Origin of the sequence: Vibrio sp. B1-2 (genome assembly GCF_963888445.1) — a bacterium.
Taxonomy (GTDB): domain Bacteria; phylum Pseudomonadota; class Gammaproteobacteria; order Enterobacterales; family Vibrionaceae; genus Vibrio; species Vibrio anguillarum.
On the sequence record NZ_CAWPJH010000045.1, the window covers coordinates 84,820 to 97,677 of the forward strand.

10 protein-coding genes are annotated in these 12,858 nt (G+C 44.1%); 4 read left to right on the plus strand and 6 right to left on the minus strand.

Translation table 11 applies throughout. The features are described from left to right. Positions 1–7 precede the first annotated feature (7 nt). Positions 8–637 carry a 23S rRNA (uridine(2552)-2'-O)-methyltransferase RlmE gene (rlmE, locus tag AACQ75_RS17860; protein ID WP_010318530.1) on the minus strand — a complete coding sequence of 210 codons (630 nt, stop codon included), beginning with the start codon at positions 635–637 and terminating at the stop codon, positions 8–10. Between the two features lie 119 nt (positions 638–756). Between rlmE and yhbY the strand changes: the two genes are divergently transcribed. Then, positions 757–1,053: a ribosome assembly RNA-binding protein YhbY gene (yhbY, locus tag AACQ75_RS17865; protein ID WP_010318529.1), complete on the plus strand. Its 297-nt coding sequence runs from the start codon at positions 757–759 to the stop codon at positions 1,051–1,053. 88 nt (positions 1,054–1,141) lie between these two features. Here the strand turns inward: yhbY and greA are convergent, their stop codons facing one another. Continuing rightward, positions 1,142–1,615 (minus strand): transcription elongation factor GreA, encoded by a 474-nt coding sequence (greA, locus tag AACQ75_RS17870; RefSeq protein WP_013857625.1) that lies wholly within the window; start codon positions 1,613–1,615, stop codon positions 1,142–1,144. 554 nt (positions 1,616–2,169) lie between these two features. Between greA and ompU the strand changes: the two genes are divergently transcribed. Together ompU and dacB are read left to right on the plus strand one after the other, a co-directional pair. Next, complete coding sequence (gene ompU / locus AACQ75_RS17875; protein WP_081245022.1) at positions 2,170–3,135, plus strand: porin OmpU; 966 nt, start codon at positions 2,170–2,172, stop codon at positions 3,133–3,135. A 99-nt stretch (positions 3,136–3,234) separates the two neighbouring features. After that, positions 3,235–4,677, plus strand: coding sequence for a serine-type D-Ala-D-Ala carboxypeptidase (gene dacB / locus AACQ75_RS17880; RefSeq protein WP_170889164.1), 1,443 nt, complete (start codon positions 3,235–3,237; stop codon positions 4,675–4,677). On the opposite strand, the gene AACQ75_RS17885 is transcribed toward dacB, so the two are convergent. Continuing rightward, positions 4,656–5,501 (minus strand): magnesium transporter, encoded by an 846-nt coding sequence (locus tag AACQ75_RS17885; protein WP_026027515.1) that lies wholly within the window; start codon positions 5,499–5,501, stop codon positions 4,656–4,658. The genes dacB and AACQ75_RS17885 overlap by 22 nt on opposite strands. Positions 5,502–5,972: 471 nt before the next feature. Then, complete coding sequence (gene tyrS, locus AACQ75_RS17890; RefSeq protein WP_013857629.1) at positions 5,973–7,160, minus strand: tyrosine--tRNA ligase; 1,188 nt, start codon at positions 7,158–7,160, stop codon at positions 5,973–5,975. Between the two features lie 129 nt (positions 7,161–7,289). Here tyrS and AACQ75_RS17895 point away from each other — a divergent pair, with 129 nt between their 5' ends. Further along, entirely contained in the window at positions 7,290–8,582 is a 1,293-nt protein-coding gene (locus AACQ75_RS17895; RefSeq protein ID WP_170889165.1) for a peptidoglycan DD-metalloendopeptidase family protein, read from the plus strand. 51 nt (positions 8,583–8,633) lie between these two features. On the opposite strand, the gene AACQ75_RS17900 is transcribed toward AACQ75_RS17895, so the two are convergent. Then, a complete protein-coding gene (locus AACQ75_RS17900; RefSeq protein WP_170889166.1) occupies positions 8,634–11,732 on the minus strand; it encodes an efflux RND transporter permease subunit in 3,099 nt (1,032 codons plus the stop codon). 8 nt (positions 11,733–11,740) lie between these two features. Next, positions 11,741–12,847 (minus strand): efflux RND transporter periplasmic adaptor subunit, encoded by a 1,107-nt coding sequence (locus AACQ75_RS17905; protein ID WP_170889167.1) that lies wholly within the window; start codon positions 12,845–12,847, stop codon positions 11,741–11,743. Positions 12,848–12,858 lie beyond the last annotated feature (11 nt).

The window sequence follows — 12,858 nt, forward strand, 5'->3', positions numbered from 1 at the left end:
AAAAACGTTAACCTTTGTAACCAGTGGCTACAACAAAGACTTCTCTTGAGCGAGCTCGCGAAGAGTCTGGTTTTCTTATTTTCACGACTTTAAACAGGTTTCGAACTTCTTTGACATAATCATCAAAGCCTTCTCCCTGAAAAACCTTGACCACAAAACTACCATTTGGAGTAAGAACTTGTCGACACATATCTAGAGCTAGTTCAACCAAATACATTGCCCTTGGCTGATCAACCGAATTATTTCCGGCGATGTTAGGTGCCATGTCTGACATCACTACATCAACCATATCAGGCTGTATACGATCTAATAGTGCTTCCAGTACGGCCTCTTCACGAAAATCGCCTTGTAAGAAAGCAACGCCAACAATAGGATCCATCGGCAAAATATCACACGCGATCACTCGGCCTTTATCACCGACGATACCCGCTGAATATTGAGACCACCCGCCGGGAGCCGCCCCTAAATCCACAACAGTCATTCCTGGCCTAAGCAGTTTATCTTTATTTTGAATCTCTTCTATTTTGAAAATAGCACGCGAACGATAACCTCTCTTTTTGGCTTCATTCACGTATTTATCATCAAAATGTTCTTTCAACCAGCGACTAGAGCTGGCCGAATGCTTCTGTTTACTCATTCGATTCCTAACTGAAATGTTTCCATCCAAGAAAGTATGGTAGAAAATATAGTCTTCAGGGATAGATGGCGTTAAAATAGCTTTTTTCAACCCTTATATTAAATAAAATTGGCCGCATAATGAACCTAAGCACCAAACAAAAGCAGCACCTTAAAGGCCTAGCACACAGTTTGAAACCTGTTGTACTGATGGGCGCGAATGGACTCACTGAGGCTGTTCTAGCGGAAATCGAGATTGCCCTCAACCACCACGAACTGATCAAAGTGAAAGTAGCATCCGAAGATCGCGAAACTAAGCAGTTGATTATCGATGCTATCGTGCGTGAGACTGGCGCAGAAAAAGTACAAACCATTGGTAAGATTCTCGTACTATTTCGTCAAACCGAGCAACGTAAAATCGAGATCCCTCGTAAGTAATCAGTCGCGTTATCGACGCTCTGACTCTGATGGATACAGACAAAAAAAGGTCGCACACTGCGACCTTTTTGATTGTTGTTGAAATGAATTAGAGGTATTCAACTTTATCGATTTCGAAATCTTTATCACCACCGGGAGTAGCGATAATCACCTCATCACCTTCCATTTTACCGATCAAACCACGGGCAATCGGTGAGCTGACAGAAATGCGCCCAGATTTAATCTCAGCTTCATCTTCACCCACAATCTGGTAGCGTTTCACTTCATCAGTATCACTGTCAATCAATGTCACTGTTGAACCAAAAATCACTTTGCCTGTATTTTCCATTTTAGTGATATCGATCACCTGAGCAACAGATAGCTTATATTCAATATCACGAATTTGAGCCTCACAAATACCTTGCTCTTCTCGAGCAGCGTGATATTCCGCATTTTCTTTTAGGTCACCAAGTTCACGTGCGGTTGCAATAGCTTGGGTAATTTGTGGACGTAATTTTAGCAGCCTATCTAACTCTTCGCGCAGTAATTGTTCACCACGAACTGTCATTGGAACTTTTTCCATTTTATACCTCTAATGCCAAAATTCGTATTTGGGCAAAACAAAACTACCCAACACAACAAAGGTTAGGTAGTACATGGATTAACATAGTTGCTAATCAGTGTAATCAAACTTCGTGACTAAATCATCTTAAATCACACGTGACCCCTGTCAGGTTTCTGTGAATGAGTTTGGGGGAAAGTGATAAAAAACAGACACAAAGCTCATTTTCACGAATGTTTTTGCACAAAAAACCGACCCACTTCACTAAAAAAAAATAAAAAAACAAACTATTCAGACCAGTTGATAAAAACCAATAAACCAAATAAAAAACAAAGACTTGATATTTATTTACACAAAATAAAACGGTGTTCATAAACCTGTTTTATATCATTTTACTAACTAATTTCGGAACTTAAGAGTAAAAAGTAGAACACGAAATGCTAGTAACGTTTGGTTGTACGTTAGTGAAGGTTTACAAAACCCAACCTATGCAACTCAATGTTCAAAAGCACTCGAAGGACGATATAGACGTCGCAAATAAAAATATTTATGGACAGTAAATTAGGACTAATAAGATGAACAAAACTCTGATTGCTTTAGCAGTATCAGCTGCTGCAGTAGTAACTGGTGTAAATGCTGGTGAGCTATACAACCAAGACGGTACATCTCTAGAAATGGGCGGCCGCGCAGAAGCTCGTCTTTCTCTTAAAGATGGCAAAGCGGACGATGCATCACGCGTACGTCTAAACTTCCTAGGTAAAGTAGCGATCAACGACAGCCTATACGGTGTTGGTTTCTACGAAGGTGAGTTCACTACTAACGACCAAGGCGAAAATAAGTCAAATAATAACCTAGACAACCGTTACACTTATGCAGGTATCGGCGGTAACTTTGGTGAAGTGACTTACGGTAAAAACGACGGCGCGCTAGGTGTTATCACTGACTTTACTGATATCATGTCTTACCACGGTAACAATGCAGCAGACAAAATTGCTGTAGCAGACCGCGTAGACAACATGGTGGCTTATAAAGGTCAATTCGATAACCTAGGCGTTAAAGCAAGCTATAAATTTGCAGATCGTACAGAGAATGCGCCTGACGGTGGTTATGCAGATAACAACGCAGACGGCTACTCTCTATCGGCTATCTATGCAATCGGCGACACTGGCGTTAAGCTAGGTGCGGGCTATGCTGACCAAGATACTCAAAACGAGTACATGCTTGCTGCATCTTACGCCATCTCTGATTTCTACTTCGCAGGTGTATTCACTGACGGCGAAAAAGACACTAACGTTGATTACACTGGTTATGAACTAGCTGCAGCCTATACAATGGGCCAAGCGGTATTCACAACAACCTACAACAACGCCGAAACAAGTGATGTAACTTCTATTGATTACGTTGCAGTTGATGCAACTTACTTCTTCAAACCTAACTTCCGTTCGTACATCTCTTACAACTTCAACCTACTTGATTCAGACAAAGTAGGTAAAGCTAAATCTGAAGACGAACTAGCACTAGGTCTACGTTACGACTTCTAATTCTTGGCTTAATGTCATAGATTTAAAACGCCTGCTTGCTAGCAGGCGTTTTTTTATCTCGCTATACTGTATGCACACTCCGCCCTGAAATGCCGTGTTATGCTCTTATTAAACCGCAGTACTTTTTTATTCATCCTCTCGTTCTTCTTTCCTTTATCGACTTTGGCGTATACGCCTTTGCAAACACTGCCACAAGGTACTCGGGTGGGTTTATTCGTTCACTCTTTAGCCACTGCACAGGTTTTTCAAGATACTAATAACATACAAGCGCTTTTCCCTCCTGCCAGCACTTTAAAAATGCTCACTGCGCTTGCCGCCACGCTAGAGCTTGGCGAACAATTTCGCTTCACGACTCAGCTAACTCAACATGGCGATGACATTGTTATTCACTTCTCTGGCGACCCTACGTTAACCAGCCAAGATATGAAGCAGCTACTCAGCGAGCTAAAAAAACAGGGCATCTCACAAATAAAAGGCAACCTTTGGTTAGATAATTCAGCCTTTTCAGGTTACGACCGCGCGGTTGGATCACCTTGGGATATTCTAGGGGTATGCTATAGCGCCCCATCAAGTGCAATCACTCTGGATGGTAATTGTGTGCAAGCCTCTATTTATACGCAACCGAACGGGAAAACTCGGGTTTATGTGCCTGAGCACTATCCCATTCACGTGACCAGCTACGCAAGAAGTGTCACTAAGACTGAACAAGAGAGCGCTCGCTGTGATTTAGAACTGCGCACTTCAGAGCAGAACCATTACCAACTCGACGGCTGTTTGGCAGAGCGAACACAACCTCTGCCACTAAAGTTTGCCGTGCAAGACCCAAACTTATACGCCACACGTATGATTTATAAGCAACTCAAACAAGTGGGCATTGAATTGCTAGGCGAGGTTAAGCTGGGTGTAAAGCAAGATGAACTGAGCATAGAAAAGGATTCATTGATAGCAACACATCAATCTATGCCACTGTACCCGTTGTTAGAAATGATGCTTAAAGAGTCTGACAATTTGATTGCTGACAGTTTAACCAAAACACTTGGCCAGCATTTTTTTATTCAACCAGGCAGTTTTAGTAATGGCACCGAGGCGATCAAGCAGATCCTTTTTTCTCGAACAGGCATCAACTTGGCACAAGCTCAGTTGGCTGATGGTTCGGGTTTATCACGTAACAACCGCCTGTCAGTACAAAATATGGTGGATGTGCTGAATTACATTTGGATTAATAATCAAACCCTTAAGCTTATTGACATCATGCCTAAAGCAGGTGAATCCGGTACCTTACAGTACCGACGTAGTATGCGTGGCCAAGCTATACAAGGGCAGCTGATTGCCAAAAGTGGTTCGCTTTATGGAACGCATAACATGGCGGGCTTCGGTTTAGATAAACAAGGAAAACCGAGTACATTATTTGTTCAATTCATCACTGATTATTATCCGCAAGATCAAGGCGATAACACCAGTGTTACCGCCCCAATTGCTCAATTTGAGACGCTCTTCTTTGAAGATGTCGTTAAGTTCAGTCAGCTCAGTCCTAATGAATAGTTCACCACGTTAAAGTAGATCCACATACCCGAAATATCGACGATAGAAGCCAGTACAGGGCTAACTAATACCGCAGGATCTAAGTTAAAAACGCGCGCAGCAATCGGTAATAAGCCGCCAATTGTCGTTGAAATGGTGACTTGGATAAAGAGCGCAACCGCAATTGCAAACGCAATGTTTTCTAGTGGAAAGCCTCCGGTTGAGTTGGCATCACTAAACAACATAATGCGAGCCACCATCACCGCAGAGATAGCCAACGCAAGACAAACCGCAACACGGCACTCCTTCCATAATACACGCAACCATTGACGTTTGCGTAATTCACCAACCGCCAACGCGCGCACGACTAACGTCGCAGCTTGCGAGCCAGTATTCCCACCTGCAGCGGCAATAACAGGCATATACACAGCCAAGAGCACAAGCTGGCTCAATGTATCTTCGTACTGGGTAATAATCAGCCCGGATACGATACCAAGTAGTGCCAATACAATAATCCAGCCAATACGCTGCTTTACATGTTCAATCACGCTAGTGGTTAAATAGCTTTGTGCCGTTTCAACTTCTGAGTAAATAAACCCCAATTGGTTAGCGTAATGGCGAGCGCGAATGTCATAGCCCCCTTTATCTAATTCACTGAGTAGTTGCTGAACATAACCAATAGTACAGTGACGTAAAATCGCCACTGCCTCTTCGATAGGCATCACTGCCAATAAATGTACCTGTTTTTGCTGTTCGTACTGCAAAAATGCATTACGAGCCGCACCAATCTCTTCCAAAGAAAAGTTAGGTGAATTTTCAATATAAATGTTGCTCATTACCGTCATGGCGAATCTCCCGATTGGCAAAGGTAACGACCATCGAAATGATACCCAAATGCAATATATTAATGAGCAATGACGTCATTGTTCATCAATGTAATTCATAGATAGGTTTTCATCTCAAACTAGAGAGCAGGAGAAAAATCGAGAGGAGTAAATCAGAAAAGATAAGCCCTACCACTGAAGGTAGGAGCGAAGATCGCCAATACCGAAAGCGGTTATTTTTCTCCCTTCATACTAGGGGGATGGTCGGTATTGTTCATAAAAATCTCCGAAAGTACTGCTCAATTAGCAGTGCGCAAATTGTACCAAAGCCTTTGGCGAAATACACTCTGATCTTTGCATCCAATGCGTTCCAATTTCACACATACCCAACCACACCATTCAGATTGAAGATTTTAATATGCCAAGATCAGGCCCAGCAAAAAAGCGCCCTTAGGCGCTTTGATGAATAGACTGTTCACTTTACTGTGATTTTTACTTTACAGTAACTCGTGCGAACTTACGCTTGCCGACTTGGTAAACATAAGTCCCCGCGGCTGGTACATTTTTGCTGTCGTCGATTTTTTCGCCATCTTGTTTGGCTCCGCCTTGCTTGATCATTCGCATCGCATCAGACGTTGAAGCCACTAAACCCGCCTCTTTGAGCAGGTTAGTAATAGCAATACCCGCTGCAAATTCAAATTCTGGCATCTCTTCTGGCATCGCACCTTTTTGGAAGCGGTTGATAAACTCTTGCTCAGCCGCATCCGCCTCTTCTTTAGAGTGAAAACGTGCAATGATCTCTTTCGCCAACAAGATTTTAAGATCGCGTGGGTTCGTGCCATTTTCAACATCAGCTTTGAACTGTGCGACTTCTTCCAATGGACGGAAAGAAAGCAGCTCGTAGTAGCTCCACATTAATGTGTCAGAGATCGACATGATTTTGCCAAACATTTCACTTGGCGATTCACTGACACCAATGTAGTTGTGCGCTGATTTGGACATTTTTTTCTCGCCATCCAAACCAACAAGCAGTGGCATCATCAAGACAACTTGTGGTTTTTGACCATGTGCTTTTTGCAGTTCACGGCCCATCAATAGGTTGAATTTTTGGTCAGTACCGCCAAGCTCAACATCTGTCTCCATTGCGACTGAATCATAACCCTGTAGGAGTGGATACATGAATTCATGAATGGCAATAGGCTGACCATTAGCGTAGCGCTTTTTGAAATCATCGCGCTCTAGCATGCGTGCCACTGTTTGGTTCGATGCAAGACGGATCATGCCTTCCGCGCCCAATAGAGACAACCATTCAGAGTTAAACTGAATTTTCGTTTTAGCCGGATCGAGGATCTTAAACACTTGTGTCTTATAGGTTTCAGCATTACGCAAAACATCGTCACGAGTGAGCGGTGGACGCGTGGTATTTTTACCGCTTGGGTCACCAACCATACCCGTGAAATCACCAATCAAAAAGGTGACTTCATGGCCCAAATCTTGAAATGCACGTAATTTATTGAGGATCACCGTATGTCCAAGATGGATATCTGGAGCCGTTGGATCAGCACCTAATTTAATGCGCAGTGGACGGTTTTCTTTCAGTTTCGCGATCAATTCATCTTCTGGGATTAGCTCTTCAACGCCGCGTTTAATTTCAGCTAAAGCCGCTTCAATACTCGCCATTCTTGTTCACTCCTACAGATTTGGCAAAATTTAATAGTTGAACATCTTACTTGAATAGCGATGCTTTTTGAAACCAGTTAGACTAACGAACCGACTAATTTCTTTATAATTTACTAAACGAACCTAAATATGCTTTCAATTTTCGCTCGTCTCCCTTGGGTGCATCGAATCCTCATCGCCTTTTTAAGCGCTCTCATGGTTTTCGCGCTGCTATTTCTGCCAAACCCTGAAGATCTCGCTCAGGATCCGAATCGTCTAGAAATTGGTCGCCATTATCCATTAACCATTAACGCAGAAGCACTCTCTCCGGGAATATCTATCTCGCCTACCACCATGCTGCGTTGGGAAACTTATCAAGTTAAATCGGGGGAAAGTGCCGCCGTATTATTTCAGCGAATTGGGCTTTCGGCTCGCTTACTCTATCAACTCACGGCAACAAATCGTGATATTGACAGCCAGCTTTCACGACTTAAGCCAGGAGATGAGCTGCAATTTGGCTTTGATGAAAATAATGAACTTGTTCAACTCAATCGCATTATTAGCGCCTTTGAAACCTTTCGTATCACTAAATCGGGCGATGGCTTTACTTCTGAGTTTGATAAAAAAGAGCTGATGTTCCAGTACAACTATGCCGAAGCGATCATTACTTCAAATTTTTGGAATGCGGGGATAAGCGCGGGTTTAACAGCAAACCAAATCATGGAGTTAGCGGGTATATTTGGTTGGGATGTGGATTTTGCGTTAGATATTCGTGAAGGTGACCAATTTAAGCTGCTATTCCAAGAAAAGGTGGTGGAAGGTGAGGTAATTGGCCGCGGAAATATCATTGCCGCCGCCTTTACCAACCAAGGTACGACGTTCACAGCAATATTGGACGATGCAACAGGCAATTACTATGACGAAAATGGCCGGGCCATGAAAAAGGCCTTTTTACGCTCACCGATCGATTTTCGTCGCGTGACATCGAATTTCAATCCTGTGCGTCGCCACCCCGTCACAGGAAAAGTCACCGCACACAGAGGAACCGATTATGCCGCGCCAGTTGGTACCCCAATTTGGGCCGCCGGCGATGGTGTGGTTGAGAAATCAAGTTACAACCAATTTAATGGTAATTATGTGTTTATTCGTCACAGCAACACCTACATTACCAAATACCTACACTTACAACGACGTATGGTCAAAACGGGTCAACGAGTCAAACAAGGACAAACGATTGGTACTTTAGGCGGGACAGGAAGAGTTACCGGCCCTCACCTCCACTATGAATTTTTGGTCAACGGTGTACACAAAAACCCAAGAACGGTCTCTTTACCGCAATCTAAATCCTTAACGGGCCAAGCAAAAAGCACCTTTATCGCCAATGCTCAAATTAGGCTTGGGAAGCTAGAACGCTATAGCCAATTACTCTATGCCAATAAATAATAAAAAAAGGCCTACCAATAATGTGGGCCTCATTGTGTAAGATTGAGCAGATTACTCTTCGAGAGTAGGTGGTGGTTCCTTACGCCCCAACATCAACAAGCAAGGCGTCAGTACTAACGTTAAGACAGTGGCAAAAGTAAGGCCTCCCGCAACGGCCGTGGCGAGTTGTGACCACCATTGCGTGCTGGGAGCGCCAAACTCAATTTTCTGATTAATCAAATCGATGTTCATCTCCAGTACCATTGGCAATAACCCTAAAATAGTCGTCACTGTGGTCAATAAAACGGGCCTTAAACGCTGAACACCAGTGCGTAAGATGGCCTCTTGTTTTGACAAGCCTCTGCGTATCAGTTGGTTATAAGTATCTATCAATACGATATTGTTATTCACCACGATGCCTGCCAAGGCGATGACCCCAATACCTGACATAATAATGCCGAAAGGTTTTTGGAAAATCAGCAGACCCGCAAATACTCCGACCGTTGAAAACAGTACTGCACTTAAAATGAGGAATGCTTGGTAAAAACTATTAAATTGCGTAACCAGAATTAACCCCATAACCACCAGCGCAATCAAAAAGGCATTTTTTAGAAATTCTGAGGAGTGTTCCTGCTCTTCATTTTGTCCTCGTAATTTAAACTCCACCCCATTAGGTAAATTCAGTTCCGACAATGCTTGAGTAACTTTCGGCAATTCAAGGGCCAGATTATACCCTTCCTTTAGATCCGCCATAATATCGATAACCCGTCGGCCATCAATCCGTTTGATCGTATCTTGTTTGTGATCCGGTTTTATCTGCGCAAAATTGGTTATCGGCACCAGACCTGCGGGTGTGTTGACCCGCAACTGATCAAATCGACCAATATCTCGTTTATCCTCTGGGTACCGAACCAGAATATCGACCTCTTCGTTTGCATCATCAGGCAAGTAGTCACCAATTTTTAGTCCATTAGTCACAAATTGCACTGTGTTACCTACCAATGTCGCATCGGCTGAAAATCGAGAAGCATCATCACGTCGAATATCAATTCGCCAGTCAATCCCTTCTTTATTTGAGGTGTCACTGATATTAGTCAACGCGGGATTGTTATCAGCCCACTTTCTGACCATTTTAGCGGCCTCATTAAGATTTTCAGGAGTACGCGCCGACATTTCAATCACCAGATCATGCTCAACGGGTGGCCCTGCATCTGGAAATTTATACTCGATTTCCACCCCTGAAAACTGATCCGTGGTGCTTTTGAGCTCTTCAATAATCGCTTTGACGGTGCGGCGATATTGCCAATCAACAGGGGTAATTTGAATCTGGCCAATTTCATCCTCTCCCCCCGTTCGAGTATAGACGCTCTCAAATTCCTCATGGCCAAGCATCACCTGCTCAATTTCTCGCATTAAGGTGTCTTTTTCTTGGATGGAAAGATCGCCATAAGAACGAACTTTAACGGTGAAATAAGGCGGATCCACCTCTGGGAAGAATTCGGCACCGAGCCCTGCTTTGGCATAAGCAAAACCAATCACAATCGCGAGCACTATCGCACTGAACAGTATTTTAAGTGGGTGACGAATCGCAATGGCCAACGTGTGATAATAGAGCTTGGTGATGCCCGTCGCTTGGGCAAAATCACCTTCATGTAAAGCAATCATCCGTGCTTGACTGGCAGCCGAAGCATGTTGCGGTCGGCCAATTAAGCCTCCCAGCACAGGTACAAAAAGCAGTGCCATAATCAGTGAAGCGGCCAGTGTAGCGATAAGTGTGAGGGGCAAGTATTTCATAAACTCACCCGTGATATCCGGCCAAAAAAGCAGAGGGGCAAAAGCAGCCAAAGTGGTAGCGGTTGATGCGGTAATCGGCCATGCCATCCGTTTTGCGGCATCTCGATACGCTTCTTTACGCGGCACTCCTTCTTGCATACGCCGATCAGCAAACTCAGTTACCACTATGGCTCCATCAACCAGCATGCCAACCGCCATAATTAATGCAAATAACACGACAATATTGACGGTTAGCCCAAACACCGACAAGACTAGTAATCCGGTCAAAAATGAGCCTGGTATTGAGATACCAACCAGCAGCGCCGTCCTCATTCCCAAAATAGCGATAATCACGATCACGACTAAAATAATGGCCGACAGAATATTGTTTTGTAGATCGTTGAGCATGATTTCAACGTCTTTCGACTCATCCCACGTGTATTTCACCAACAAATTACTTGGCCAATCTTCCCGTTTTTGCGCCTCTCCCATTACCGTTTTTACCAGCTCAACGGTTTCGATGATATTTTCACCAGCACGCTTTTTAACGTCCAACACCACCGCCGATTTGCCATCTAAACGAGCAAAGCTTTCGGGGTCCCGAAATGCTCGTCTGACTGTCGCGATATCGCCAAAGGTGATTACTTGCTTACCATCAACCTTCACCGGAAGCTCTAACACATCTTTCAAGGATTCAAAAACAGAAGGAACCTTTACGGAAAAACGTCCGTAGCCCGTATCGACGAAACCCGCCGCAACGACTTTATTATTCAGTGCGATTAAGTTATAGATATCGCCTTGATCGAGTCCGTAACTTTCCATCAATAGGGGATCGACGATGATCTCAACAATATCTTCGCGATCGCCAGCGATATCAACTTCTAATACTTGTCGGTAGCTTTCTAATTTGTCTCTCAACTGCCTTGCAATTTGTACGATAGCTCGCTCTGGTAAAGTGCCATAAAGCACCACTGATAATACCGGTTGCTCTGATGCCAATGTCACTTCATTCACAGTCGGCTCATCGCTGTCTGCGGGTAGCTTCGGCTCGGCTAAATTGACCGCATCTCTCACATCCGCCATCGCTTTATCAAGGTTAACGCCAACGTTAAACTCCAAAACTACAGAAGCATGCCCTTCGGAAGCATTCGACGTCATCTCTTTTACGCCTTCAATAGAGCGCATTTCTTGCTCTAGGGGCCGCACGATAAGGCGCTCAGCATCACTCGGTGATATGCCTTGATGACTTACGGAGACATAAATAATAGGAATAGTAATGTCAGGGCTCGATTCTTTAGGGATCGAAAAATAGGTCGCTACGCCAGCGATCAAGATAAAAATCAGCAGCGATAACATAGTGCGCGAGCGAGAGAGCGCCGCATCAATAATAGAAAACATGGCGCCCCCTACTGCGCTGAGTGGTTAGGTTTCTTGACCGCAATCACTTGATCACCATCTCGAACAAAACCTTGCCCAACGGTGATAATATCCACCGTCTCCCCTAGCCCAGTTAGCCACACACCATCTTGCTCCGCTTTTACCAATTGAATGGGGATGAAGCGAACACGATCTTGCTGCAGAGTTTTAACGCCTAAATTTCCTTGATCATCAAGCGCAAGCATGGCAGGCGTGATTTTCACCGCCAGTTGTGTTTCCAAACTCATCTCCACTTCAGCGCTCACACCCGCGGGGATCGTTTGATTGAGATTGTCTAATTCCACTTCGATAGCAAACGTGTTGGTGGTAGGCGATGAGACGCGAGAAATATAACGAACCTTGCCATCGACAATAGAACCATCGATAAAACGTACACGAGCAATTTGGTCTTGTTTGATTTTTTGGATGTGTCGTTCGCTGACATCCGCTTCTATCACTAATTTACTGAGATCAATAAAGGTGATCATCGGGTCACCCACTCCGACAAAATCGCCTTTTTCTATCAATATGTTTTGAACAATGCCATCGAAAGGAGCCACAACTGACGTATTACGTAAAGCCAATTGGGCACGACTTTGCACAGCGCTGGCTTCCGCCAAAGCGGCTTGCGCCGAAGCAAAGGCCACTTCGCCTTGCAAACCTCGATTTTTTAACGACTCAGCGGCACTGAATTCTTTTTGTTTGAGTTTGAACAAGGCTTGCGCACTCTCTAATTGAGCCGCTAGATCAGCTTGATCAATTAAGAGGATCTGTTGTCCTTTATTGACAGGCTGCCCTTTTGCTATCGATATTTGAGTAATTTTCCCTGCGATTTCAGCACCAATTTTAGCTTGACGATTAGGTGCGGTTCGACCGTAAAGATCGATATGCTTATCGGTCAATTCGGCCTCAAAAGATTGGTAAATAACTTTCGCAAGAGGAATGGTGTCATTGGCAGTTTGTCGGGGCTCTTCCGCTTTCAATGCCCCAAAACCTAACCAAAAACAGAGAAGTAGAATAAAAATCGTTGAGAGTAGCCAAGGTCGTTGCGAAAAAAAGCGGCCAATAGATGAACGGCTGATTTTGGTATCAGGCATGAATAATCCTT

Bases quoted from the DNA above. Each gene is read 5' to 3' on its own strand.
- rlmE (WP_010318530.1), bottom strand. From the start codon at position 637: ATGAGTAAACAGAAGCATTCGGCCAGCTCTAGTCGCTGGTTGAAAGAA.
- yhbY (WP_010318529.1), top strand. From the start codon at position 757: ATGAACCTAAGCACCAAACAAAAGCAGCACCTTAAAGGCCTAGCACAC.
- greA (WP_013857625.1), bottom strand. From the start codon at position 1,615: ATGGAAAAAGTTCCAATGACAGTTCGTGGTGAACAATTACTGCGCGAA.
- ompU (WP_081245022.1), top strand. From the start codon at position 2,170: ATGAACAAAACTCTGATTGCTTTAGCAGTATCAGCTGCTGCAGTAGTA.
- dacB (WP_170889164.1), top strand. From the start codon at position 3,235: ATGCTCTTATTAAACCGCAGTACTTTTTTATTCATCCTCTCGTTCTTC.
- AACQ75_RS17885 (WP_026027515.1), bottom strand. From the start codon at position 5,501: ATGACGGTAATGAGCAACATTTATATTGAAAATTCACCTAACTTTTCT.
- tyrS (WP_013857629.1), bottom strand. From the start codon at position 7,160: ATGGCGAGTATTGAAGCGGCTTTAGCTGAAATTAAACGCGGCGTTGAA.
- AACQ75_RS17895 (WP_170889165.1), top strand. From the start codon at position 7,290: ATGCTTTCAATTTTCGCTCGTCTCCCTTGGGTGCATCGAATCCTCATC.
- AACQ75_RS17900 (WP_170889166.1), bottom strand. From the start codon at position 11,732: ATGTTTTCTATTATTGATGCGGCGCTCTCTCGCTCGCGCACTATGTTA.
- AACQ75_RS17905 (WP_170889167.1), bottom strand. From the start codon at position 12,847: ATGCCTGATACCAAAATCAGCCGTTCATCTATTGGCCGCTTTTTTTCG.